Origin of the sequence: Aeromonas sp. Y318-1 (assembly GCF_027706125.1) — a bacterium.
Lineage (GTDB): Bacteria > Pseudomonadota > Gammaproteobacteria > Enterobacterales > Aeromonadaceae > Aeromonas > Aeromonas hydrophila.
In genome coordinates this window covers 1-25123 of record NZ_JAPDCM010000004.1, presented here as the reverse complement: position 1 = coordinate 25123, position 25123 = coordinate 1, and the positions used below count along the sequence as shown (strand labels likewise).

Sequence of the window (25123 nt, the reverse complement as noted above, 5' to 3'; positions counted from 1 at the left end):
GACGTATTGAGTCGTTAATGATGAAAAATAACATTTTTAATTGTTGAAAAGTGAAATTATTTTCTGATATTTGATGTGGGTAATATGCCACAAATGTTTGTTTAGATTTGTGGGTTTAGGTAACCTTCTGTTTTTGTTGTGCTTTTTATTTTTGTTTTGCTTGTTTTATTAATGTCTTATTGACGGGTTATTGCCTGTGAATATACCATCTGCCGCAAATGGCGCCTTAAGCAAATATGACCTCTAACAAAGAGTAGAGGCACATCGGGTTGTATAAATACAAACGTGAATATTATGTTTTTGATTATTAGAGCTTTGCTCTATTCATATCAAAAGCATATCTGTTGGCCTGTGGACTTTCCTTGCGATATCCACCCATATCGTCAACTGTCATTTTTGACAGTTGTTGGTTAATCCATCGGCTATAAGCTTTTGGGTCTCTGTAGATCCATAACTTGGTATTTAGAGCATGGGAAAAAATATCGATGGCGCTACCGTTGCGCCCAAAGAACGTATCAATATCAAATATGTACCGGCGACCGGTGGGCAGCAGGGAGAAGTTGAACTTCCGTTGACCATGATGGTAGTCGGCAATATGAAGGGCCGTACCGAAGACACCCCGATCGAGGAGCGTCAGACCGTCTCCATCGACAAGAATAATTTTTCGTCCGTCATGAAAGAATCCGCACTGGAACTGAAGTTTTCCGTTCCTAATCGTCTGGAAGAGAACAGCCAGGATGCGTTGCCGGTTTCGATCAATATCCAGTCTCTGGAAGACTTCACCCCTGACCGCGTGGCCCAGCAAATACCTGAGCTGCGCAAGCTGCTGGAGCTGCGCGAAGCGCTGGTTGCCCTGAAGGGGCCGCTGGGGAATATTCCTGCTTTCCGCAATCGTTTGCAGGATCTGCTGTCCAGTGATGAAGCTCGTGAGCAGCTGCTCAAGGAGTTGGATTTGATTAAGCCTGCCGAGTGATCGCCGGGTTGGATTGACTGAACGAGAAGGGAACAAACATGTCTTTGGTCGAAGAACAGGTTCAAGCGGGGGCGAGTGCTGCCTCCTCGTCCTTGCTGGACGAAATCATGGCGCAGGCCCGCATTACCCCGGTGGATGAGGGCTACAGCGTCGCCAAGCAGGGCGTTGCAGCCCTGATCGCCAACATTCTGGACAGCGGCACCACCAGCGATCCGGTCAACAAGGCGCTGGTGGACAGCATGATTGTCGAGCTCGACAAGAAGCTCAGCAAGCAGATGGACGTCATCCTGCACGCCAAGGAGCTGCAGGAGATGGAGTCCTCCTGGCGCTCCCTGAAGCTCTTGGTGGATCGCACCGATTTTCGCGAGAACATCAAGATCCAGGTGCTGCATGCCACCAAGGAAGAGTTGCTGGAAGATTTCGAGTTCTCACCCGAAATCACCCAGTCCGGCCTCTACAAGCATGTCTATTCCAGCGGTTATGGTCAGTTTGGTGGCCAGCCGGTGGGGGCCGTGATCGGTGATTACGCCTTCACCCACAGCGCACCCGACATCAAGTTGATGCAATACGTCAGTGCGGTGGGGGCCATGGCCCATGCGCCGTTCATCTCCTCTGTGGCGCCATCCTTCTTCGGCGTCGACAGCTTTACCGACCTGTCCTCCATCAAGGATCTGAAATCGGTATTCGAAGGGCCGGCCTACACCAAGTGGCGCGCCTTGCGTGAGTCGGAAGATGCCCGTTATCTGGGACTGACCGCACCGCGCTTCCTGGCGCGTCTGCCCTACGACCCGACCGAAAACCCCATCAAGGGCTTCAACTATCAGGAAGACATCAGCTCGGACCACGATCACTACCTGTGGGGCAACACCGCCTACCTGATGGGCACTTCCCTGACCGACAGCTTCGCCAAGTATCGCTGGTGCCCGAACATCATAGGCCCGCAGAGCGGTGGCGCCATCCACGACCTGCCGGTGCACGTCTATGAGGCCATGGGTCAGCTGCAGGCGAAGATCCCGACCGAGGTGCTGATCACCGACCGTCGCGAGTACGAGCTGTCGGAAGAGGGTTTCATCACCCTGACCATGCGCAAGGACAGCGACAACGCCGCCTTCTTCTCCGCCAACTCGGTACAAAAACCCAAGGTGTTCCCGAACACCAAGGAAGGGCGGGAGGCTGAGACCAACTACAAGCTGGGTACCCAGCTGCCCTACATGTTCATCATCAATCGCCTGGCGCACTACATCAAAGTGCTGCAGCGCGAGCAGATCGGTTCCTGGAAGGAACGTCAGGATCTGGAGCGTGAGCTGAACAGCTGGATCCGGCAGTTTGTCGCAGACCAGGAAAACCCGCCGGCAGAGGTCCGCAGCCGCCGTCCGCTACGTGCCGCCCAGATCAAGGTGCTGGATGTGGAGGGGGAGCCGGGCTGGTATCAGGTCGCCATGGCAGTGCGTCCACACTTCAAGTACATGGGGGCGAGCTTCGAGCTCTCTCTGGTAGGTCGTCTGGACAAGGAATAAGGCCCGATGCCGCATCTCTCTTCCTGGGATAGAGGAAATGCGGCCAGCCTGTTTGATCGTATCCGGGGGGAGGGGCTTGGCTCCTCTCCCCGCTCGGAGTCTGAGGAACTGATCGCATCTGTCAAACGACAGCTCGAGCAGGTTCTCAACACCCGTCCCGGCAACTGTCGCAGTGCCCCCGAGCTTGGCGTCATCGATCTCAATGACGCCACCCAGGGCAGTGCTGACATCAAGGGGCGGATCCGGGAGGCGATCCGGCAATGCATCCGCCGCTATGAGCCGCGGATCGTGCACGTGGATGTACGTTCACCCGACTATCAGGCGAGTCCGCTTGAGATGTCGTTTCAGGTGACGGCCCACGTGCGGCTGGAGCATATCGAGCAAGTTACCTCGTTCAACGTCCATATGGACAGTCACCGTCACTACCGCATGGTCTGATCAATGTCGCTGGAACATTACTTCAGGGATGAACTGGCATTTTTGCGCCTGCAAGGGCGCGAATTTGCCGACGCCTATCCCGAGCTCACCCGCTTTCTGTCGGAGCAGAATACCGATCCGGACGTGGAGCGCCTGTTGGAGGGATTCGCCTTCCTCACGGGCAACCTGCGCGCCAAGATTGAGGATGAGTTTCCCGAGCTGACCCACGGTCTGCTCAACATGCTCTGGCCCAACTACCTGCGTCCCGTGCCCAGCATGACCATCATGCAGTTTTCGGTCATTCCGGGGGCCATCGCCCAGCCGGCGCTGGTCAGGCAAGGCTGCCAGCTTGACAGTCTGCCCCTGGACGAGGTGACCTGTCATTTCCAGACCTGTCACGATACCTGGGTCTATCCGGCCGATATCCGCCATATCGCGGCCCAGAGCGGCAACGATCTCTCCACCATCTCGCTGGACATCGCCCTGCATGCCCCCTTGCCGCTCAGCGAGTTGCAGCTGGACAAGCTGCGCTTTTTCCTTGGTGGCGACAGCTACACCGCCTATGAGCTCTACTTCTGGCTCTCCAACCAGCTCTCCCATATCGAGCTGGAGATCGACGGCAAGCGCTTTCGCCAGGAGGCCAAGGCCCTCAAATCGGTTGGCTTCGAGCGGGATGACGCACTCTTGCCCTATCCGAACAACGTCTATTCCGGCTACCGGATCCTGCAGGAGTACTTCTGCTTCCCGGAAAGCTTCCTCTTCTTCGAACTCTCCGGTGGCGAGTGGCCCAAACAGCCGTTGCCGGTGAGCGAATTCAAGGTGCACTTCTGCTTCGATCGGCCACTGCCGGCGGAGCTCAAGATCCGTCCCGACTCTTTCATGCTCAACTGCGTGCCGGCCATCAACCTGTTCCAGCACGACAGCGAGCCGGTCAACCTCAATGGCCGTCAGGCGGAGTATCCCCTCAAGGCAAGTTATCGCCACGCCGACAGCTTCGAGATCTTCTCGGTGGATCAGGTGGAGGGCTGGGTCGAGGGGAACCTCGGCCGCTCCCGCGGTACGCCGCGCATCTATCAGCCATTCGAGAGCTTTCAGCACCAGATCGAGCGGGCCAAGCAGCGGCTGGCGCTCTACTACCGGGTGCGGGTCAAGGAGGCGGTGAGCGGGGATGGTTTCGAACACAGCCTCTCGTTCGTGCGTGGGGATGAAACCACCACGGTCGAACTGGATGAATCCATCTCGGTGACACTCACCTGCACCAACCGCTCCCGCGCCGCCCGTCTCAAGGTGGGCAGCGTCTGCGTGCCGACCGGCAGCTCGCCCTCGTTTGCCACCTTCCGCAACCTGATCCGGCCGACCCGGCCGCTGCGCCCGGCGCTGGACGGCAGTCTGCACTGGACGCTGATATCCAACCTGTCGCTCAACTATGTCTCCCTGCTGCGCCGCGATGCCCTGGTACAGGTGCTGCGCACCTACGATTTTCCGGCGCTGCACGACAAGCAGGCCGAGCAGGCCTCGCGCAAGCGGCTGGCGGGGATCGAGGAGATAGAGACCAAGCCGGTGGACCGGCTGGTGCGCGGCATGCCGGTGCGGGGGCTCAAGTCGGTGCTCTCCATCCGCCAGTCCGCCTTCGGCAGCGAAGGGGAGCTCTATCTGTTCAGTACCGTGCTGGCCCACTTCTTCTCGCTCTATGCCAGCGTCAACGCCTTCCACCTGCTTGAGGTGGTCAATCTCGACAACAAGGAGCGCTACCAATGGCCAGTCCAGATCGGTCAGCACTCCCTGATGTGAACGCCACCCGGGAGGCGCCCCGCTTCAACTTCTTCCAGCTGGTTGAGCTGCTCAACCGGCTCGATGGCGCCGATCAGGAGCGAGGGCTCGACTACCTGCCGGGTGACGAGAACATCCGCTTCAAGGCGACCGCCTCTCTGGGATTTCCCACCAGCGACGTGCTGCAGATTGGCCGGGACGGGCAGGGCCGCCACGAGCTGGAGGTGGCCTTCCTCGGCCTGCACGGCAGCCAGTCGCCGATGCCCGGCTATTACCTCGATTCGCTGGCGTGGGAGTACGCCCAGGGGGAGCAGAAGCTCGGCCTGTTTCTGGACTTCTTCCACCACCGTCTGCTGACCCTGCTGCACCGGATCTGGCGCAAGTATCGCTACCACGTGCGGTTTCAGGACAACGGCGAGGATGGTTTCTCCCGCCTGATGTTCGCCCTGGTGGGGCTTGGCAATGAGGCGGTCTGCCAGAGCCTGCCGGTCAACCGGGCCAAGATGCTCTCCTACGCGGGCATGCTGGCCAGCCCCAGCCGCTCCCCCGAGGTGGTGGCCGGTCTGGTGGCCCACTGCTTCGATCTGGCCGACGTGCAGGTGAGTGCCTGGCAGTGGCGCAAGGTGCCTATTCATGAGGATCAGCAAAATCGCCTCGGCGGCGCCTGCGCCACCTTGGGGAGCGATTTTGTCATCGGTGACAAGGTGAATGACTGTGCCGGCAAGTTCTTGTTGAAGATCAACAACCTGAGCTTTGGCCAGTTTCTCGGCTTTCTGCCGAACGGGGAGCACTTTCACGCCCTGGTGACCTTTGTCTCCTTCATCCTGCGTGATCAGCTGGCCTGGGATCTGCGCCTGGGGTTTGGTCAGGAGCAGGCGAGGGGGTTGAGGCTGGGGGAAGAGCAGAGTGCCCGCCTGGGGTGGAGTACCTTTCTCGGCCAGCCGCCGAGTGATCCGTTCGTGACCATCTGCGTGCAGGAATAAGTGCAGACATCAGCAGCGCAGAAAATTTAACTACAGGAATCAGTGCAGGAGTAACTGTGGACGATTTTAACCAGCAACTTTCCCTGGTGGTGCTCAACAGCGAACAGCTCGACGGCAGCCAGCAGGTGCAGTACCGCTTCGACGAGATGGGGGGGACCCTGGGGGCCTCCGAACAGGATGACTGGCAACTGCGCGACAGGCTGGGGGCCGTCATGCCCGCCCACGCCCGCATCGAGCTCAACGACGGTCGCTTCTGCCTGTGCGATCTGAGCGGCCAGACCTATATCAACGGTGCCACCTCGCCCATCGGTCGGGCCCGCAAGGTGCATCTGGAGCAGGGGGACGAGCTCGTGGTCGGCCCGTTCCGGCTGCGCGCCTATCTGGGGGCCATCACCCCCGAGCAGAGCCTGCAACAGGTGCTGGGCAACCGCCCCACCGAGCAGCTCGACGAGTGGCTGACCAGCGATGAGCCGGTCGTGCCGGCTGACGATCCGCGTACCCTGGCGGCCGATCCCTTGCTGGCATTGCAGCAGGAGCGCAGGGCGCCCAATCCGTTGATGGATGGCCCGCTGGCGGACGCTCGCCTGCAGGCTTCACTGCGTTCACAACCGGATGTGGACGTCCCCCCTCTTGCCCCTTTTTCTGCTGTCGAGAACACCATGAACCAAGAATTTCTGGATATGCCCGCCATCGAGAACCATCCCGATTATCAGCTGTCGCTGGACGGCGTCGACCACGTGGCCCTGACCCCGCTGATGCGCGGTCTGGGTCAACCCTTGCAACTGCAGGACACCCAGCAGGCCCACGACATGCTCGAAGAGATGGGCAAGACGGTGCGGGCCATGGTGGAGGGGCTGCTGCAACTGCAAAACGAACAGGCCGCGCTGGCGGACAAGCATCTGCGCCCCATCGAGGACAACCCGCTGCGTCTGGGCCTCGACTATGACGAGACCCTGGCGGTGCTGTTTGCCGAGCAGAAGAGCCCGGTCCACCTGAGTGCACCGGCGGCGGTGGCCGAGAGCCTGCACAACGTGCGCATCCACCACGTGGCGAACCAGCAGGCCATCGGCGCGGCGCTGGACAGCATCCTGCAGGCGTTTTCGCCGCAGGCGCTGCTGGGGCGCTTCGAGCAATACCGCCGCAGCGGTGCACCGGGCACGGCCGACGAAGGCTGGGCCTGGGACATGTACCAGCACTACTACCGCGAGCTCACCTCCGCCCGCCAACAGGGGTTCGACAAGCTGTTTCACCAGGTGTATGCCCAGGCCTATGACCAGGCCGTGCGTCAGCAACAGGGACTGATTTGATGATACGTGCGCTGATGCTGGGCGCCGCGCTGCTGGCCCTGGCAGGTTGTACCACCATGGGCAAGATGGCCGACGTGGCCATGAACCCGGATATCCAGGTGGGCAGCAATGACAGTCAACCGACAACCCTGGGGTTGAGCCTGCTGGCGGAGCCTGACGTCAACCCCAACGAGAGCGGGGAGGCGGCGCCCATCGAGTTTCAGGTGGTGCTGCTGGCGGAGGATTCCAAACTGCTCGCCACCGACTACGACCAGGTGACTGCGGACGTGGAGAAGGCCCTTGGCAAGAACTATCTGGACCATCAGGACTACACCCTGCTGCCGGGCCAGTTCAAATACCTGCCCCCCATCAAGCTCGACGAGAAGACCCGCTACATCGGGGTGATCGCACGCTATGCCGACCCCGACAGCGCCGAGTGGCGCAAGGTCATCAAGATCAAGAGCAAGGGAGCGGCTTATCAAATCCTGGTGCACCTGCGCCTGGATGAAGTGGAACTGCAAAAAGAAGAAGAATAACCATGTCGAGTCGAAATCGGGTTATCTGGCGTGAGGGGCTGTTCATCAAGCCCCAGCACTTCCAGCAACAACAAAGACATTCGGATTACGCGCTGCACGCTCGCCTGAGCGCGCTGTCAGACTATTTCTATGGCTTGCAGTCGCTCGCCATCAACGAGGATTACCTGGGCTTTGGCCGCATCGCCCTGGTGGGGGCCACCGGTATTCTGCCGGACGGGACCGTGTTCAACATCCCCAATGACGACGTGCTGCCGACCCCGCTGGAGGTCACCGACGCCTCGGTGGCGAACCAGAAGGTCTATCTGGCGCTGCCGCTCTCGGTGAGCGGCGTCAACGAGGTCAATCAGGGCGGCCAGGTGGCCACCCGGTTGCAGGCCCATCGCCACGACGTGCGCGATCTGCACAGCGAAGGGGGGGACGTGGTCTCCCTTGAAGTGGGGCGGGTCAGTCTGCGGCTGATGCTGGAGCGGGAAGATCGCAGCGCCTATGCGTCGCTCGCCATCGCCCGCATTCTGGACAAGCGCCCGGACGGCGGCCTGGTGCTGGATCCCAACTTCATGCCCTGCAGCATCAGCGTCTCCGCCATCCCGACCCTCAAGCGCTTCCTCGGCGAGTCGGCCGGCCTCGTGGCCGAACGGGCTCGCAGCCTCTCTCAGCGCATTGCCGCGCCGGGTCAGCAGGGGGTGGCCGACGTGGCCGAGTTCATGATGCTGCAGCTGCTCAACCGGGCACAGCCCCAGCTCTCCCATCTGGCGCGCCTTGGCACCCTGCACCCCGAGCGGTTGCATGAGGCGCTGGTGCAGCTGTGTGGCGAGCTGATGACCTTTACCGACGAGTCCCGCCTGCCGCCCGAGTTCTCTGCTTACCGTCACGACGATCAGCAGGTGAGCTTCGAGCCGGTGATGCTGGCCCTGCGCCAGGCGCTCAGCACCGTGCTGTCGCCGCGCGCCGTCTCCATCCAGCTGCGCAAGCACCAGTACGGCATTATGGTGGCCATGGTCAACGAGAGCGAGCTGATGCAGAGCGCCGACTTCGTATTGGCGGTGCGTGCCCGCATGCCGCAGGAGCAGCTGCGCAAGCAGTTGCTGCAGCAGACCAAGGTGGCCTCCAGCGACAAGATCCGCGAGCTCATCAGCCTGCAGCTGCCCGGCATTCCGCTGCTGCCGCTGCCGGTGGCGCCGCGCCAGCTGCCCTATCACGCCGGTTACAGCTACTTCCAGCTCGACCGGCAGAGCCCGGCCTGGCAGATGCTGGCGGTGGGCAACACCCTTGCCTTCCACATCGCCGGCGACTTCCCCGAGCTCGACATGCAGCTCTGGGCCATTCGCAGCCAGTGATCGCACCAAGGAATAAGCAGAGATGACCACGGACATTATCAAGAACGAGCAACTCAGCGATCTGCTGTTCGATCATGCCGAGCAGCTGGACATGGATTCGGATTACTGGTTCCGCCTGCGCGGCCAGAGCATCAACCCGATGATCGATGCGGTGACCCCCTTGCTGGGGCTGGTGCAGCGGGTGCGCCTGCTGTCGCGCTACGACCGGGTGCCCGAGCTCTACCAGCGGGTGGTGACCGAGATCCAGGCCATCGAACAGGAGCTGATGGCCCAGGGCTACGAGAACGGGGTGGTGCTGTCGTTTCGCTACATCCTCTGCACCTTCATCGACGAGGCCGTGATGGGCCGCGACTGGGGCAGTCAAAGCGAATGGTCCGAGCACTCCCTGCTGACCCGATTTCACAACGAGACCTGGGGCGGCGAGAAGGTGTTCGTGCTGCTGGCCCGCCTGCAGGAAGACCCGGTGCGTTATCGCGACATTCTGGAGTTCATCTACCTCTGTCTGTGCCTCGGTTTCGAGGGGCGTTACAAGGTGATGAGCAAGGGACAAGGCGAGTTCGAGCGTATCGTCCGCCAGCTGCACAAGCAGTTGGCCCCCGAGGCCGGCGGCGAGGCGCCCAGCGTGTTTCACCTCGATCTGGGTCAGCAGGCCTCCCGCTATCAGCTGCGCAAGCAGGTATCCCTGCGCAGCCTGTTCATGGGCGGCGCGCTGATCCTGGCGCTGATCTTTGGCCTCTATCACCACCAACTCAATAACCAGACCCAGGACGTACTGCGTCAACTGGGCGAATTATTAAAATAAATACCTAAGGAGAGCACGCCTTGATTCGTATAGAGCTACCGGTACTGGTGGAAAGACTCAACCCCATCTGCCGTCACATGCTGGAGGAGGCCGCGGCCCTCTGCGTCAACCACCAGGGAGCCGAGATCCGCATCGAGCATTTGCTGCTCAAGATGCTGGAGACCCCGCTGAGCGACGTGCGCCAGATCCTGAAGGTGGCCGAGGTGGAGGTGGAAGAGCTCAAGACCCTGCTGCAACCGTCCGCTGCCGACGGCAGCTATGGCCAGGGTTACCCCTCCTTCTCGCCCATGCTGGTGGAGTGGCTGCAAGACAGCTGGCTGCTCGCCTCCGCCGAGCTGCAACATGCCCAGCTGCGCAGCGGCGTCATGCTGCTGGTGCTGCTGATGACCCCCCAGCGTTACCTGCCGGGTTCGGTGACTCGTTTGCTTGCCAAGGTCAATCGCGAGCTGCTGCGCCAGCAGTTCGACGAGTGGGTCAAGGAGTCCGCCGAGACGCAAGTTGCCACCGCCCCCAGCGGCAAGACGGCACAGGCAGCCCTGCCGGCCGATGCCAGCCTGCTGGCCCGCTTTACCGTCAACGTGACCGAACAGGCCCGCCAGGGCAGCCTGGATCCCGTGCTCTGCCGGGATCACGAAATCGACCTGATGATCGACATCCTCTCCCGTCGTCGCAAGAACAACCCCATCGTGGTGGGGGAGGCCGGTGTCGGCAAGAGCGCCCTCATTGAGGGGCTGGCCCTGCGCATGGTGGCGGGCCAGGTGCCCGAGAAGCTGCGCGGGGTCGAGCTGATGACCCTGGATCTCGGTGCCATGCAGGCCGGCGCCTCGGTCAAGGGGGAGTTCGAGAAGCGCTTCAAGGGGGTGATGCAGGAGGTCAAGGACGCCGTGCAACCTGTCATCCTGTTCATCGATGAGGCGCACACCCTGATCGGGGCCGGCAACCAGGCCGGCGGGCTGGATGTTTCCAACCTGATCAAGCCGGCGCTGGCACGGGGCGAGCTGCGCACCATCGCCGCCACCACCTGGGGTGAGTACAAGAAATACGTGGAAAAAGACGCGGCACTGTCGCGTCGCTTCCAGCTGGTGAAAGTGGGTGAGCCCGATGCCGACGAGGCCACCGTGATCCTGCGCGGCCTGCGCAGCATCTACGAGAAGGCCCACGGGGTGCTGATCGACGAGGAGGCGCTGCAGGCTGCCGCCCAGCTCTCCGCCCGTTACATCTCCGGCCGTCAGCTGCCGGACAAGGCGATTGACGTGCTCGATACCGCCTGTGCCCGGGTGGCCATCAACCTCACCACGCCGCCGCGCGCGGTCAGCCACCTGCAAAATGCGCTGCGCCAGCGCGAGCTGGAGATCCGCCAGCTGGAGCGCCAGAGCCTGATAGGTCTCGGTGACAACGCAGAGCGCCTGGCCGAGTTGCAGGCGGCCCAGCAGGCTTGCCGCGAAGAGCTGGCCGAGCAGGAGGCCCGCTGGCAGCAGCAGCAGGGGTTGGTGCACCAGATTGTCGAGCTGCGCGCGGCGCTGCTGGCCGATCAGCAGGATGAGATGCTGGCCAGAGAGGCGCTGGATCTCGCCGATGCGCCGCTCGATCCGCAGGCCGCTGCCGAGCAGCTGGCCAGCCTTGAGCGCGAGCTGGTCGAGCTGCAGCAAGGGGAAGTGTTGGTCTCCGCCCATGTCGACAAGACCCAGATTGCCGCCGTCATCGCCGAGTGGACCGGGGTGCCCCTCAATCGCATCTCCCAGGGGGAGCTGGATGTGGTGACCCGCCTGCCGGAGTACCTCGGCGAGCTCATCAAGGGGCAGGATGTGGCAGTGGCCCACCTGCACAAGCACCTGCTCACCGCCCGCGCCGACCTGCGTCGGCCCGGCCGTCCGCTCGGCGCCTTCCTGCTGGTGGGGCCGAGCGGGGTCGGCAAGACCGAAACCGTGCTGCAGATTGCCGAGCTGATGTTCGGTGGTCGCCAGTATCTGACCACCATCAACATGTCCGAGTATCAGGAGAAGCACACCGTCTCGCGCCTGATCGGCTCGCCGCCCGGCTACGTCGGCTTCGGTGAGGGGGGCGTGTTGACCGAGGCCATCCGGCAGAAGCCTTACTCCGTGGTGCTGCTGGACGAGGTGGAGAAGGCCCACCCGGACGTGCTCAACCTCTTCTATCAGGCGTTCGACAAGGGCGAGTTGGCAGACGGGGAAGGGCGCATCATCGACTGCAAGAACGTGGTCTTCTTCCTCACCTCCAACCTCGGGTTCCAGACCATCGTCGATCATGCCGAGCAGCCCGACGTGCTGCTGGACGCCCTCTATCCGGAGCTCGCCGCCTTCTTCAAGCCGGCGCTGCTGGCGCGCATGGAGGTGATCCCCTATCTGCCGCTGGGTCACGACACGCTAGTACAGATCGTGGGCGGCAAGCTCAACCGGCTGGTCAAGCTGCTCAAGGAGCGCTTTGGCGCCGAGGTGGTGCTGGACGACGAGGTGGCCGAGGAGATCCTGCTGCGGGCCAATCGCAGCGAGAACGGTGCCCGCATGCTCGAATCCGTCATCGACGGTGCCCTGCTGCCGCCTGTTTCCCTGCAACTGCTGCAGCGCCTCTCGGCCGGTGAACCCATCAAGCGCGTCCACTTTTCCGTGGCCGATCACCAGTTTGTGGCCGAGGTGGGGGCTTGAGTATGGAGCAAGCCCTCGCATTTGCCCTGGCCCTCACCGCCCAGCGCGATGAGCCGCACCTGTGCCACTGGTGGAGCTCGACCGTCCATGCCAGCTTCCAGCCCAGGGGGCTGCTGCTCGGCATGCTGGATGTGAGCGGCCGCCAGCTGGAGTGCCAAGGCTGGGTCAGGGGGAAGGAAGTGGCGCTGGGGCTGGCGGTGGACGATTTTTCCCACCCGCTTGCCTATGTGCTGCACAAGGCCCAGTCCCGTACCTGGGACTCCCTCTACGGCGGTGCCCGCATCGAGCACGCCGGTTTTCGCGCACTGCTGGCCAACCTTGGCCAGCAGTGCGGGCTGCATGCGTATCCGCTGCTGGATGGCAACGGCAAGCCGTTTGCCGTGCTGGCCCTGATGGATGAAGGGGAGGTGCTGCGGGCCTGGGCCGATGGCCCCGAGCTGGCCCAGCTCTCCCAGGTCTTTTGCAACCAGCTCACCCTCATTCGCGATCTCGGTCGCAGCCGGCGGGATCAGGGGGTACTGCGTGACTCCCTGCGTCAGATGAAGGGGGAGGGGGAGCGGCTGCGTCAGCACGAGAAGCTGCTCGGCGACCAGCTGGTCGGCCAGTCGGCGGTGATCCGCGGGCTGCGCGAGCAGATCAATCAGGCCGGCCAGCACAAGCTGACCGTGCTCATTCAGGGGGAGACCGGCAGCGGCAAGGAGGTGGTGGCAAGGCTGGTGCACCAGTGCTCCGATCGCGCCAACAAGCCCTTTGTGGCCATCAACTGCGCCGCCATTCCGGAGAACCTCATCGAGAGCGAGCTGTTTGGTTACCAGAAGGGGGCCTTCTCCGGCGCCCTTGCCAACAAGACCGGGCTGGTGGCCCAGGCCAACGGCGGCACCTTGTTTCTGGACGAGGTGGGGGACATGCCGGCTGCCATGCAGGCCAAGCTGCTGCGGGTGCTGGAAACCCGCAGTTACCGGCCGCTCGGGGCCGAGCAGGAGTATCACTCCGATTTTCGCCTCATCGCCGCCACCCATCAGCCGCTGACCCGCCATGTGGAGGAGGGACAGTTTCGGGCCGACCTCTATCACCGCCTCTGTCAGTGCCTGCTGCTGATCGCCCCCCTGCGCGAACACATGGACGACGTGCCGCTGCTGTGCCAGCACTTCATGGTCCAGTTTGCCGCCCAGGATGGCAAGACACTCGCCGGCTTGCAGCGCAAGTTCTTGAAACAGCTGCAGACCTATGACTTCCCCGGCAACGTGCGTGAGCTGCGCAACCTGCTGGAGGTGGCCTGTGCCCATACCCGCTCCGGGGAGGAGGTGGGGCTGGAGGCGCTGCCGCCGGAGCTGCGCGAGCGGGTCTGCGTCGAGCTGCCCGGCACCATGGACGACTACAACCACATCCGCGATCTGCGCCGGGCCATGCAGCAGTATGAGGCTTCCGTCATCGAGGCGCGGCTGCGCCACTTCCAGGGCAATCGGATGCTGGTGGCCGAGAGCCTCAACATTCCCAAGCGCACCCTGGATCACAAGTGCCAGAAACTGGAGGTGAACTGATGAGCATCCTCGGCTTGTTACCGCTGCTGTTGGCCACCAGTGCGGCTGAGGTTCCGCTGGACATGACGCGCTGGCAGGCCTGCCGGCAGGAACCCTCGCCGCTGGTACGGCTCGCCTGCTACGACGCCATCGGCAATGGCGCGGTCATTGTAGCCGAAGGGACAGCCCCCAAGTCGGCGGCCTGGCAGGCCATCTGGGCCCAGGAGCAGGCCCGCACGCCAGCGAGTGCGCCCTTTCTGCTGCAAAGTGACGCCGGCAGTGGCAGTGAAACCCTCACCCGCCCGGCACTGCGCGGGGCGACCCTGGCCATCGGCTGCGTCGACAGCATCACCCATATCCGGCTGCGGCTGGACAGCCCCTGGAGCGGCGAGAAAGTGCAGGTCGAGCTGGATGGTCAGCCGAGTGCCGGCTCCCAGAGCTGGTTTATCCGGGATCAGGGTCTGTTGCTGGAATATGGCCGTGGCCTGCCCGCCATCGAGGAGCTCAAGCGTTGGCAGGGCCATCGCGAGCTGCAGGTGCGGGCCGACAACGGTGCCCTCTTGCGGGTTGACCTGAGCGGCCTGAAAGAGGCGCTGGCACCGCTGCGTCAGCAGTGCCGCTGGTAGGAGGGGCGATGAGCTATCAACACCCCTGGTGTGCACGCCTGCTCACCAGCCTGCCGGATGAACAGATAAGAGGCGCCGTGCTGGCCGACGAGCCGCGCTGGGACTACGTGGAGACCGAGCTGGTCAAGCTGGGATCCCTCGCTCACAGCCAGGTGGATCTCAATGCGGTGGCCGAGGCCTGCCTCGGCTTGCTGGAGAGCCGCACCAAGGACATGCGGGTGCTGGCCCAGCTGCTGCGCTGTCTGCAGCACCCGGCCAAGGCGACCCCGCTGGGGGCGGCGATCAGCCTGCTGGAGGCCTGGATCCAGGCTTACTGGCTGCTGGCCTGGCCCGGCAATGCCAGCCAGAAGCAGCGGCTGATGGTGCAGATCGTCAAGCGCTTCGAAGGGGCCCTGCCGCGCATTTGCGAGAGCGCCTCGGCAGCCGAGCTGGCCCAGTTGCTGGCCCAGGCCGAGCAGCTGGAGCGGGTCTGGCTGGCGCAGTGTCCCGACAAGGGGGAGCTGCTTGACCCGCTGGTGATGGGGCTGAAGCGGGCCCAGCGCCAGCAGGTGGCACAGGCCGAGGCCAATGCGGCAGGGCAGCCCCAGAGCAGCGGCGCGGCGGCTGCGGGCTCCCCGGCCTCGGTGGCGTCGACCGCCAGCGGTGCCGGCGCCATGGTACTCAGCGGCGGTGGCGGCAGTGCTGGCGTCGACGTCGACAGTTCCAACGATCGTGCCTGGCGTCAGACCCAGCTCAAGGTGGCTGAGCTCCTGATCGAGCGCCAGCCGGAGGCGGCAGTGGGCTATCGGCTGCGCCGTCACGCCGTCTGGGCCGGGATCACGGCGGTCCCCATGAGCGGGGTGGGCAATAAAACCCCGCTGGCGCCCATGTCGGCGGACATGGTGGACGAGTACCGCGCCGCCATGAACGCCCCTGATCAGGGGCTCTGGCAGCGCATCGAGCAGAGCCTGACCCTGGCGCCTTACTGGTTCGAGGGACACAGGCTCTCGGCCGAGGTGGCCCAGAAGCTCGGCTTTGGGGCGGTGGCCCAGGCGATCGCCGAGGAGCTCGGGACTTTTCTGCAGCGCCTGCCGGCCCTGCGGGAGCTCGCCTTCAGCGATGGCTCGCCGTTTCTCTCCCCCGAGTGCAGCCGCTGGCTGCAACCGGCCAAGGGCGGCAGTGCGGGCAGTGGCGAGGCGGGGCTGGCCGAGGAGGTCGCCCAGCGCCACGGCGAGCAGGGGGTCGCGGCGGCGCTCGCCCTGCTCGATGAGCGGATGGCGCAGTTGAAAGAGCCAAGAGATCGCTTCCACGCCTTGCTGGTGCAGGCGGAGCTGTTGGCGCAGGAGGGCATGGAGGCGCTTGCGCGCCAGCACTATCAACACTTGTGGCAAGAGGCCAGTCGCCTCGGGTTGTCGCACTGGGAGCCCGGGCTGGTCAATCGCCTGGAGAGCCTGGCGGCGCCGTTGTCGAAATGAATGCCGAAATGAGTCATTGAGTCGGAGTTGGATCACATTTTATGTTCAAAACCATTTTTACTTTTCTGCGGCAACAGCTGCCGAAATTGAAACCCTCCTGGCCCCTGCTCGGTGCTGTGCTCTGGGTGCTGGCTCTCATTCTGGTGTGGTGGCTGGGCCCTCGTCTCGAGGTGCGCGGCGCCAAGCCGTTCGAGCCGCTGTGGGGGCGGGTGGTGTTCACCCTGCTCTGGCTCTGGTTGTTGCTGGGAGTGGTCTCCTGGCGGGTGTGGCGCAAGATGCAGCAGCTCAAGGCCGAGCGTCAGCACGAGGTGGTGCTGGAGCAGGACCCGGTCAAGGGGCTCATCGACAGGCAGACGCTGTTCCTCGATCGCTGGCTGCAGGCGTTGAATACCCATCTGGGCAAGGGGGCGCTCTACGCCATGCCTTGGTATCTGGTGCTGGGCCTGCCCGGCAGCGGCAAGAGCAGCCTCATTCACCGCGCCAACCCGGCCAACAAGCTCAACCCGAGACTCGACACCGAACTGCGCGACGTGGCGCAGGATCAGCTGGTGGATTGCTGGCTGGGGGAACAGGCAGTGATGCTGGATCCCGCCGGTGTGCTGCTCTCCCAGAGCGAAGCCGAACTGGATCCGCAGGCGCGCAAGCATGAGCGGCTCTGGCTGCACCTGCTTGGCTGGCTCAATGAACACCGCCGTCGCCAGCCCCTCAACGGCCTGGTGCTGACCGTGGATCTGGCCTGGCTCTCCCACGCCAGCGTGGCCGAACGCAAGGCTTATGCCCAGCTGATGCGCTCGCGCCTGCAGGAGGTGTCGGCCACCATGAATACCCGGTTGCCGCTCTATGTCACCTTCACCAAGCTCGATCTGCTGCGCGGCTTTGAGGTGATCTACCAGCAGCTCGACAAGGAGGCCCGCGAGGCCGTGTTGGGGGTGACCTTCAAGCCGGGTGCCGACTGGCAACAGGATCTGGCCCAGTTCTGGGATCAGTGGGTGGACAACCTCAACCAGAATCTGCCCGAACTGATGCTGAGCCGGCTCGATGCCGCCCAGCGCAACGCGCTGTTCTCGTTCGTGCGCCAGCTGGCGGGCCTCAAGGATTACGTGACCAGCCTGCTGGCCGAGACCCTGGCCATTGAGGAGAGCAAGCCACTGCTGGTGCGCGGGGTCTATGTCAGCTCCGTCTATCAGCAAGGGGTGCCGTTCGATGCGTTTGCCCAGGCGGCCTCCCGCCGCTACAACCTGCCAGAGCCCATCCACTCGGCCCTGCGCGGGGAGTCCAACACCTATTTCGTGCGCCAGCTGTTCTCCTCCATCATTTTCCCGGAGGCCCATCTGGCCGGCGAGAACCGACTGCATACCCTCTATCGCCGGCGCCGCATGGCCATCGGCCTCAGCTGTCTGTCGCTCTTCTCGGCCGCCCTCATCGGTGGCTGGCACTACTTCTACCGGGTCAACGAGGAGGCGGGTCGCAACGTATTGACCAAGGCCCAGGCTTTCATGGAGACCAACGAGGTGGCCGACGCCCACGCCTTCGGGGTGAGCCAGCTGCCGCGCCTCAACCTTATTCGCGAGGCGACCCTCTCCTTTGGCAACTACCGCGAGCGGATGCCGCTGGTGGCGGATCTTGGCCTCTACCAGGGGGACGAGATTGGTCCTTATGTGGAGGGCTCCTACCTACAACTGTTGAGCCTGCGCTTCCTGCCGGCCCAGATGCAGGGATTGCTTGAGGATCTCAACCAGGCGCCTGCCGGCAGCGAGGAGAAGCTCGCCATCCTGCGGGTGATGCGGATGCTGGATGACGCCTCCGGTCGCAACAAGGAGCTGGTGGCGCAGTACATGGCAAGCCGCTGGCAGAAGGCCTTCCCGGGGCAGGGCGCGGTGCAGGAGCAGCTGATGGGGCACCTGGACTATGCCCTCGATCACACCAACTGGTATGGCGCCAGGGCCGAGCGGGATCAGGCCGCCATCACCGCCTTCGTGCCGTTCAAGGAGCCGGTCTACGGTGCCCAGCGCGAGCTCGGCAAGCTGCCCATGTATCAGCGGGTCTATCAGAATCTGGTGGTGAAGGCCGGTGATGTATTGCCGCCGGATCTCAACGTGCGCGACGAGGTAGGCCCCACCTTCGACACCGTGTTTGCCCTGCGCAGCGACAACGCCGGCCAGGTGCCGCGGCTGCTGACCTGGCCCGGTTTCAACGACTTCTTCCTCAAGCAGGACAAGGCGCTCATCGATCTCACCGCGATGGATGCCTGGGTGCTGGGCCAGCGCAAGCTGAGTCAGTTGAGCGAGGCGGATCGCAAGGAGATCACCCGTCAGGTCAACGACCGTTACGTCACCGATTACGTCAACCAGTGGCAAAAACTGCTGACCAATCTGGACGTGCAGACCCTGGAGAGCCCGGAGCAGGCGCTGGACGTACTCGCCGCGATCACTGGCAACGATCAGCCGTTCCAGCGGGTACTGGCCTCGCTGGATGACAACACCCGCATTCGCAAGATCTCCGATGTGGAAGGGGACCCGGCCCAGGCCATCAGCGCCCGCATCGGTCGTCCCTTCATGGCCACCAATGCGGCGCTCAGCGGCCGCGGCGAGCAGGGGCCGCTCATCTCCGAGGTCAACCAGAAGCTGGTGGAATTGCAGCACTACCTGGAGCTCATCGTCAACGCCACCGAGCCGGGCCAGTCCGCCTTGAAAGCGGTGCAGCTGCGCATGACCAACAAGTACGCCGATCCGGTGTTCGCCCTGCAGCAATATGCCCGCAGTCTGCCGGCCCCGCTCGATCGCTGGGTGGGTCAGCTCTCCGAGCAGAGCTCGCGACTGGTGATCGACCTGGCCATGTCCTCCCTCAATCAGGAGTGGCAGGACAAGGTGCTGGCCCCCTTCAACAGCCAGCTGGCCGGTCGTTATCCGTTTGATCCGAGCTCGAACAAGGATGTGCCCCTCTCGGAGATGGAGCGCTTCTTCGCACCTAACGGGACGCTGGACAGCTTCTATCAGGTCAACCTCAAGCCTATGGTGGAGAGCGGCCTGATGGAAGGGGAGTTCAGCTCGCCCATCCAGGCCGAGCTGGTCAAACAGCTGGACCGTGCGGCTCGCATCCGTCAGATCTTCTTCAGTCAGCAGGGCAACCTGGAGGTGCAGTTCGCCCTCGAGCCCATCGAGCTCACTGCCAACAAGCGGCGCAGCGTGCTGAACCTGGATGGCCAGCTGCTGGAATACGCCCATGGCCGCCGTACCAAGATCCCGCTGGTGTGGCCCAACACCATGCGCGACGGGGCCGAGAGCAAGATCACCCTGGTGCCGGCCGCCCGCGAGCGCTCACCGCGCAGCGAAGGCTTCGTCGGCCCCTGGGCCATGTTCCGCCTGATGGACAAGGGGGAGCTGACCCAGGTCAATGACGCCACCTTCGATGTGCGCTTCCCGGTGGATCAGGGGGCCATGACCTATCGCGTCTACACCGACAGCGCGCAAAACCCCTTCACCGGCGGCCTGTTCAGCCAGTTCAGACTGCCCGAATCCCTCTATTGATCGCGTCGGGGGCACGTTGTGCCCCCTTCCTGCGTTGGAAGTTCATATGTCACAGAATCAACAAGGTCAGCAGGCCCTGAAAGTGGGGCGCGACCCCAGGATGTTGCCGGAGTACGAGGCGCTGCGGGCCGAGATCAACAAGCTCAGCCACGCTTCGCGCCCCGAGGTGGACTGGCAGCGGATCCATCAGCTCGCCAGCCTTATCTTCGAAAAACACGGGGTGGATCTGCAGACCGCCATCTACTTCACCCTGGCGCGCTCGCGCCTGCAGGGGCTGAGCGGTTTTACCGAAGGGTGCGAGTTTCTCGCCAACCTCATCGTCACCCAGTGGGAGAGCTTCTGGCCACCGGTTCATCAGGAGCGGGCCCGCATCGAGATGCTCGACTGGTTCATCGCCCGCATCAGCGACGTCATTCGCCAGTACCAGATCAGCCACGAGGACAAGCGGCTGATCTATCGCTGCGAGCGGGCGCTGCAGCTCATCAGCGAGAAGCTGCACAATGCGGGTCTCAGCCGCATTCCCCGGGTCGAGAATCTGGTGCACTTCATCGAGGGGTATACCCACCTGTTCGATGAGACCGAGATCGTCATCGTCTCTGACGAGCCGGGCCTCAAGGAGGATCTGCAGATCCCGCCCATGGTGTTCTTCAAGTCAGACATGGAGAGTGATCACGGCAGCACGGTTTCGGCATCTGCTCCGCACCTGCCCCAGGGCAGCATTCTGGTGGGGCGCGAGAAGGGGCAGGTCAAGCCCACCGTGCTGAAGATTGAGCAGCACCGCCGGCAGCGCCCCGCCTGGTTCTGGTTTGGCTGCGGCCTGCTCAGCTGCGCCCTGCCGGTGATGGGCTGGCTCGGCTGGCAGCAACATCAGCAGGAGAAAACCGTGGCGGCCCAGCGTCTGGTGCAACCGGCCGCCGAGCTGCCCCGAGCCCTCAACTATGACGACATTCGTCAGGCTCGCATCGTGCTGGGGGAGCAGACCCTGCAGAACATGGAGAGCGATCTGGTGGCCCGCTACCAGAATCAGTTGACCCGGCTCGAGCAGACGTCGCCGCTCTACTGGTATCGCTACGGCGAGGGGCTGCGCAACTCGCTCTTGATGCTCTATCCCGACTCGCTGGCGGTCAAGGCGCTGGACAAGCAGTGGCAGGCACAGCTTGGCGGCCAGCAGGGGGATGTCATCAGCGTGCCCACCTACTTGGATGCCCGCGCCGGGGTGGATGCCCTGCTCGATCAGCTGCTGGAGCTGGAGCGCCAGCGCAAGACGGTGACCATCTCCTACCTCAAATCCCAGCTCTACGAAGTGCAGAAGAACCTGATGCAGAACATTCCGTTCAGTCTGCGCCTCGGTGAACTGGAGGCGAGAAAAGCCTCCCAGGAGCCCATCACGGCTGCCGAGCTGAAGAGTCTGGAAAATGATCTGAAAGCGCTCAATATCCGCCTCTATCAGCTGCAGCAGGGCGCTTCTGGTAGCTGAAAATGCTGCCTTGAGCAAAAAATTGCGCAAGCTGTGGTGAGTTTGACTGGCAAGGCAAGGTTTGCCGGGAAACTTGCCCTGTCTTGCGCAATGGATTGCAGCAGATTGGTCAGATGCCGCGAGCTTGAATCGTAATTGACTGATTTTTAATGTGATTGTGGACGACTTGGCCATGGCATGGAGGCTGCTGGGTCGCCGTTCCAACTGTCTCTGCACCAGACTGCGCTTGCACCATGGTTGCCCCACGGAGAATCCAGATGTGCCCTTCTATTGCATTGCTCGGTGACATCGGCACCGACCACGATGGTTTCCACCCATCCCCCGTGATTGCTGCCAGCCCGGATGTGTTCCTCGATGGCAAGCCGGTGGCCCGCCAGGGTGATCCGCTGGCCCCCCACGACAAACCCAACAATCCACCCCATCCGCGCAGCATCTCGGGCGGCGTCGGCTCTGTGCTGGTCAACGGCAAACCCATCGCCGTGACCGGCACTGCCGTTGGCTGTGGCGGCGTGGTGATTGGTTCAGGCAGCGGACAGGCAGGTTAAGGAGCGCTTCATGGCAGACAGCACAGGATTACAATTTACCGTCAAGGTGGGGGCCCTGCCCGAGAGTACCTTCGTGGTGGCCGAGTTTGCGCTGGATGAAGGGCTCAACCGGTCATTCAACTTGCGCCTTGAGCTGGCAAGCAGCCAACCCGACATCGACTTTGGCGCCGTGCTGGACCAGCCGTGCGAGCTGCTGGTGTGGTACAACGGCGAGCTGCAGCGCCGGGTCTGCGGGGTGGTCAGTGACTTCGCGCAGGGTGACAGCGGTTTTCGCAGGACCCGCTATCAGCTGCTGGTGCAGCCGGCGCTGTGGCGGCTCTCTTTGCGCCAGAACTCCCGCATCTTCCAGGCGCAAAAGCCCGATGAAATCCTCTCCATCCTGTTGCAAGAGCACGGCATCACCGATTATGCCTTTGCCCTCAAGAACGAGCATGCCAAGCGGGAATACTGTGTTCAGTACCGGGAAACTGACCTCGATTTCGTCAACCGCCTCGCCGCCGAAGAGGGGATGTTCTACTTCCACGAGTTTGAAGCGGGCAAGCACCGCATCGTGTTTGCCGACGATGCGGCGGCATTGACCCAAGGCCCCGAGCTCTTCTTCAACCTCGGCAACCGTTCCCTCGAGCAAGGCCCCTATGTGCGCCAGTTCCACTACCGGGAGGCGGTGCGCCCGTCGGATGTGGAGCTCAAAGACTACAGCTTCAAGACGCCGGCTTACGGCCTCTCCCACAAGAAAGTGGGGGCGGAGCTTGCGCATCAACGGGATACCTACCAGCACTTCGATTTCCCGGGCCGCTACAAGCAGGATGGCAGCGGCAAGGCGTTTGCCCAACATCGGCTGGATGCGCTGCGCAACGATGCGGTGGCGGGCAGTGGCAAGTCCAACAGCGCCGCCTTGCTGCCAGGGCAGAGCTTCTCGCTGACCGAACACCCCAACGGCAGCCTCAACACCGACTGGCAAATCGTGCGCATCCAGCACACCGGCTTGCAGCCGCAGGCGCTGGAAGAAGAAGGCGGCAGCGGCCCGACCGTCTACCACAACGAATTCGGGGTGGTGAAAGCGAGCACCACCTGGCGGGCACGCATCGGCAGCCCGGAGGCCCCTCACAAGCCGATGGAGGATGGCCCGCAAATCGCCATGGTGGTGGGCCCCGAAGGGGAGGAGATTTACTGTGACGAACACGGCCGGGTGAAGCTGCAGTTCCCGTGGGACCGCTACGGCAGCGCCAACGACCAGAGCTCCTGCTGGGTGCGGGTCTCCCAGGGTTGGGCCGGCGGTCAGTACGGCATGATGGCCATCCCGCGTATCGGCCACGAGGTCATTGTCTCGTTCCTGGAGGGGGACCCGGACCAGCCCATAGTCACCGGTCGCACCTACCACGCCACCAACCGGCCGCCGTACGAGTTGCCGGCCAACAAGACCCGCACCGTGCTGCGCACCGAAACCCATCAGGGTGAGGGTTTCAACGAGCTGCGCTTTGAAGACCAGGCGGGCAAGGAAGAGATTTACATCCACGGTCAGAAAGACCTGAACGTGCTTATCGAGAACGATGCGGCGTGGCACATCAAGCACGACGAACATCGGGATATCGACAACGAGCGGGTGACCCGCATCAAGGCCAATGACCACCTGACAGTGGAGGGTGAGAAGCGCGACCAGATAAAAGCCGACTACTCGCTGACGGTGGATGCCAGCCTGCATCAGAAGCTGGGGCAGTCGCTGCTGGTGGAAGCCGGGCAGGAAGTGCATATCAAGGTGGGCGACAAGCTGGTGCTGGAGGCTGGTTCCGAGATCACCCTCAAGGGCGGCGGCAGCTTTGTGAAAGTTGACCCGAGCGGCGTCAAGCTGGTGGGCCCCGCCATCAAGCTCAACGCCGGCGGCAGCGCAGGGTCAGGCTCTGGCTGGGCAGGTCAGCCTCCCGTTACTCCCAAAGGCGTGGAAGTGGTGAAAGCCCCTGACTTGGCTGAACTGGTCAAGGCCATCCCCACCGAGAAGGCGATGGAGGCGCTCTTGAAAGAAGAGAAGCCCGGTGCGTTCTACCTCTTTTCTGAATAAGGAAACAGCATGAAGTTTGCATTTCCCATCCTCACTGCCAAAGGGGAAGAGTTCAAAGATGCCAAGGCATTGACGGCGCTGATCAATGGCGAGCAATCGGGCCACTATCTTCTTGGCAATCACAACAAATGGCATGGTGGCATTCATATCAGCGACAAGAGTGCCCCTTGGTGCAAGGATAAGTATCCTGTCAGAGCCATGGCCGATGGCAAGGTGGTGGCCTTCCGGATGATGAAGGATTACCTGACCTCTGAATTTCAGGGGGAGTCCTTGCGTTATTCCAACTGCTTCTGCCTGGTACAGCACGAATATTGTGAAATCAATGCAGAGACCAAGGCGAAAAACGAGTTCACTTTCTACTCGCTCTATATGCATCTGCTGCCTTGGGATCAGTACCAAAGTACCGATAAGCTGGTACTGAAGAAGGGATGGAATGCGCGCAATTCCGTTCCCCATGCCAATCCTGATGCCGAGCAGCAGCGTGTTGATGCCGCCTTGCCGCGCTTCACGCTACCTAAAGATACCGAACTGGAAATGGACAGTAACACGCCTCCTCAAAAGGGGAGCGTTGGGGACAAGGAGTATGATTTCATCAAGGTGACGATCAAGAGCCAGCTGTCCAATACCCAGATGAAAGAGGCCGAGAAGGCCGGTGTTGTGGTCAGTCAAGGGAGTTCGGTCTGGATCGCCAATAGTCCGGCCGCTGTTGAGGTGATTAAACCCAACCTGCCTACCTGGCTATTCGATCAGATAGAGGCGGAACTGCTGACTAATATGGTTGGCCGTGCGGATCCTGGAGTTGATGGGCCTACAGGTCGTCCGGTGGTGGGAAAGAAAAGTGTTTCTCTGCCTGCCGGTACCAAGTTGAAGTATGATGCCCACCGACTCGAATTCCATTGGGTGGGTGACAAGGCGCGCAAGATGGCCAGATGCGAATATGTGACACCGAATGCAGATGGTGCTGCGGGTAGTTGCGGCATGGCCTGGGTGTGCGTCGAAGATGAATTTATCAAGGTAAATGTGCGTACACCTTCCCATCTCGGTGAGTTATATGTGTTGCCATCTCCCGTGGCCATTGCCGCAGGTGAGACCATAGGCTATCTCTGCCTGGTGGAAACGCCAGGCTCTCTGATTGGAGGCAAAAAGAGCAAGCATCAAGTCCATCTTGAAGTCTTCACCCAGGATCCTCGTCTTGACGATGTGCTGGCCAACAAGGCGGGAACAAAAGGCGGTGCTACCTATGCCAAGGTCCCGGCGGAACTCGTCTTATACGAAAAGAAAAAGCAGGATGGTAAAGATCTCTGGGTAGCGACTGCTGACAAAAGCCAAGAAGAACTGGTTGAATCACCCAAGCTTGAAAAAGACACTGCCAAGCAGGAGTGGCTCAGCGTATCGTCAGGAAAATATGTCAAGAAAGAGCAAGTGGAGCTTTTGAGCCAGCATGATTGGTTGAAGATTGGTTTTAAAAAGGTCGATGGTTCCAGTTCCGATGGGTATTTGGATCCTGACGCGCCACCCACCTTCTTTACCGAATTAGTAAAGAGTTTCGATACGGATACCTGATTACCCATGACCCTCAGCCAGCTTCAAGAGCCGATATGGCATCGGAGGGCTTGCCACGACTGCATGCCCCA

18 protein-coding genes are annotated in these 25123 nt (G+C 62.2%); all 18 read left to right on the top strand.

The annotated features are described in order from the left end of the window. The first annotated feature begins 469 nt into the window (after nt 1–469). Nucleotides 470–973, top strand: a complete 504-nt coding sequence (gene tssB / locus OKB87_RS07065) for a type VI secretion system contractile sheath small subunit (RefSeq protein WP_011705712.1) — start codon at nt 470–472, stop codon at nt 971–973. 38 nt (nt 974–1011) lie between these two features. Further along, nucleotides 1012–2490 (top strand): type VI secretion system contractile sheath large subunit, encoded by a 1479-nt coding sequence (tssC, locus tag OKB87_RS07060; protein ID WP_043163044.1) that lies wholly within the window; start codon nt 1012–1014, stop codon nt 2488–2490. Nucleotides 2491–2496: 6 nt separating this feature from the next. Next, nucleotides 2497–2928: a type VI secretion system baseplate subunit TssE gene (gene tssE / locus OKB87_RS07055; protein WP_043163045.1), complete on the top strand. Its 432-nt coding sequence runs from the start codon at nt 2497–2499 to the stop codon at nt 2926–2928. A gap of 3 nt (nt 2929–2931) precedes the next feature. Then, a complete protein-coding gene (gene tssF, locus OKB87_RS07050; RefSeq protein WP_011705715.1) occupies nt 2932–4698 on the top strand; it encodes a type VI secretion system baseplate subunit TssF in 1767 nt (588 codons plus the stop codon). Then, nucleotides 4662–5660: a type VI secretion system baseplate subunit TssG gene (gene tssG, locus OKB87_RS07045; RefSeq protein ID WP_207136889.1), complete on the top strand. Its 999-nt coding sequence runs from the start codon at nt 4662–4664 to the stop codon at nt 5658–5660. Before tssF ends, tssG begins: the two co-directional genes overlap by 37 nt. Before the next feature lie 56 nt (nt 5661–5716). Beyond that, the gene (gene tagH / locus OKB87_RS07040; RefSeq protein ID WP_263308576.1) at nt 5717–6967 is read left to right on the top strand and encodes a type VI secretion system-associated FHA domain protein TagH; all 1251 of its coding nucleotides are present in this window, start codon (nt 5717–5719) and stop codon (nt 6965–6967) included. Further along, nucleotides 6967–7482: a type VI secretion system lipoprotein TssJ gene (gene tssJ, locus OKB87_RS07035; protein WP_167826556.1), complete on the top strand. Its 516-nt coding sequence runs from the start codon at nt 6967–6969 to the stop codon at nt 7480–7482. The genes tagH and tssJ overlap by 1 nt, the downstream gene beginning before the upstream one ends. A gap of 2 nt (nt 7483–7484) precedes the next feature. Further along, nucleotides 7485–8819 (top strand): type VI secretion system baseplate subunit TssK, encoded by a 1335-nt coding sequence (gene tssK / locus OKB87_RS07030; protein ID WP_201886334.1) that lies wholly within the window; start codon nt 7485–7487, stop codon nt 8817–8819. Nucleotides 8820–8841: 22 nt separating this feature from the next. Then, nucleotides 8842–9621: a type IVB secretion system protein IcmH/DotU gene (gene icmH / locus OKB87_RS07025; protein WP_010634228.1), complete on the top strand. Its 780-nt coding sequence runs from the start codon at nt 8842–8844 to the stop codon at nt 9619–9621. A 20-nt stretch (nt 9622–9641) separates the two neighbouring features. Beyond that, on the top strand, nt 9642–12284 hold the full coding sequence (gene tssH, locus OKB87_RS07020) for a type VI secretion system ATPase TssH (protein ID WP_270826954.1): 2643 nt from the start codon (nt 9642–9644) through the stop codon (nt 12282–12284). Nucleotides 12285–12286: 2 nt separating this feature from the next. Further along, nucleotides 12287–13825 carry a sigma-54-dependent transcriptional regulator VasH gene (gene vasH / locus OKB87_RS07015; RefSeq protein ID WP_270826952.1) on the top strand — a complete coding sequence of 513 codons (1539 nt, stop codon included), beginning with the start codon at nt 12287–12289 and terminating at the stop codon, nt 13823–13825. Further along, on the top strand, nt 13825–14430 hold the full coding sequence (gene vasI, locus OKB87_RS07010; RefSeq protein ID WP_242795204.1) for a type VI secretion system-associated protein VasI: 606 nt from the start codon (nt 13825–13827) through the stop codon (nt 14428–14430). The genes vasH and vasI overlap by 1 nt, the downstream gene beginning before the upstream one ends. An 8-nt stretch (nt 14431–14438) precedes the next feature. Continuing rightward, entirely contained in the window at nt 14439–15884 is a 1446-nt protein-coding gene (gene tssA / locus OKB87_RS07005) for a type VI secretion system protein TssA (protein ID WP_270826949.1), read from the top strand. Between the two features lie 41 nt (nt 15885–15925). Next, the gene (gene tssM, locus OKB87_RS07000; RefSeq protein WP_270826948.1) at nt 15926–19411 is read left to right on the top strand and encodes a type VI secretion system membrane subunit TssM; all 3486 of its coding nucleotides are present in this window, start codon (nt 15926–15928) and stop codon (nt 19409–19411) included. A 46-nt stretch (nt 19412–19457) separates the two neighbouring features. Continuing rightward, a complete protein-coding gene (locus OKB87_RS06995; RefSeq protein ID WP_270826947.1) occupies nt 19458–20888 on the top strand; it encodes a VasL domain-containing protein in 1431 nt (476 codons plus the stop codon). Between the two features lie 257 nt (nt 20889–21145). Next, complete coding sequence (locus OKB87_RS06990) at nt 21146–21433, top strand: type VI secretion system PAAR protein (protein WP_017411057.1); 288 nt, start codon at nt 21146–21148, stop codon at nt 21431–21433. A 10-nt stretch (nt 21434–21443) separates the two neighbouring features. Next, nucleotides 21444–23489 (top strand): type VI secretion system Vgr family protein, encoded by a 2046-nt coding sequence (gene tssI, locus OKB87_RS06985; RefSeq protein WP_270826946.1) that lies wholly within the window; start codon nt 21444–21446, stop codon nt 23487–23489. 9 nt (nt 23490–23498) lie between these two features. After that, nucleotides 23499–25052, top strand: coding sequence for a hypothetical protein (locus OKB87_RS06980; protein WP_270826944.1), 1554 nt, complete (start codon nt 23499–23501; stop codon nt 25050–25052). Nucleotides 25053–25123: the final 71 nt, after the last annotated feature.

What these genes read in the sequence shown, in the direction of transcription:
- icmH (WP_010634228.1), top strand. Translation starts at nt 8,842, where the DNA reads ATGACCACGGACATTATCAAGAACGAGCAACTCAGCGATCTGCTGTTC.
- OKB87_RS06980 (WP_270826944.1), top strand. Translation starts at nt 23,499, where the DNA reads ATGAAGTTTGCATTTCCCATCCTCACTGCCAAAGGGGAAGAGTTCAAA.
- tssJ (WP_167826556.1), top strand. Translation starts at nt 6,967, where the DNA reads ATGATACGTGCGCTGATGCTGGGCGCCGCGCTGCTGGCCCTGGCAGGT.
- vasI (WP_242795204.1), top strand. Translation starts at nt 13,825, where the DNA reads ATGAGCATCCTCGGCTTGTTACCGCTGCTGTTGGCCACCAGTGCGGCT.
- tssC (WP_043163044.1), top strand. Translation starts at nt 1,012, where the DNA reads ATGTCTTTGGTCGAAGAACAGGTTCAAGCGGGGGCGAGTGCTGCCTCC.
- tssB (WP_011705712.1), top strand. Translation starts at nt 470, where the DNA reads ATGGGAAAAAATATCGATGGCGCTACCGTTGCGCCCAAAGAACGTATC.
- tssA (WP_270826949.1), top strand. Translation starts at nt 14,439, where the DNA reads ATGAGCTATCAACACCCCTGGTGTGCACGCCTGCTCACCAGCCTGCCG.
- tssF (WP_011705715.1), top strand. Translation starts at nt 2,932, where the DNA reads ATGTCGCTGGAACATTACTTCAGGGATGAACTGGCATTTTTGCGCCTG.
- OKB87_RS06995 (WP_270826947.1), top strand. Translation starts at nt 19,458, where the DNA reads ATGTCACAGAATCAACAAGGTCAGCAGGCCCTGAAAGTGGGGCGCGAC.
- tssI (WP_270826946.1), top strand. Translation starts at nt 21,444, where the DNA reads ATGGCAGACAGCACAGGATTACAATTTACCGTCAAGGTGGGGGCCCTG.
- tssK (WP_201886334.1), top strand. Translation starts at nt 7,485, where the DNA reads ATGTCGAGTCGAAATCGGGTTATCTGGCGTGAGGGGCTGTTCATCAAG.
- tssE (WP_043163045.1), top strand. Translation starts at nt 2,497, where the DNA reads ATGCCGCATCTCTCTTCCTGGGATAGAGGAAATGCGGCCAGCCTGTTT.
- OKB87_RS06990 (WP_017411057.1), top strand. Translation starts at nt 21,146, where the DNA reads ATGTGCCCTTCTATTGCATTGCTCGGTGACATCGGCACCGACCACGAT.
- vasH (WP_270826952.1), top strand. Translation starts at nt 12,287, where the DNA reads ATGGAGCAAGCCCTCGCATTTGCCCTGGCCCTCACCGCCCAGCGCGAT.
- tssG (WP_207136889.1), top strand. Translation starts at nt 4,662, where the DNA reads ATGGCCAGTCCAGATCGGTCAGCACTCCCTGATGTGAACGCCACCCGG.
- tssM (WP_270826948.1), top strand. Translation starts at nt 15,926, where the DNA reads ATGTTCAAAACCATTTTTACTTTTCTGCGGCAACAGCTGCCGAAATTG.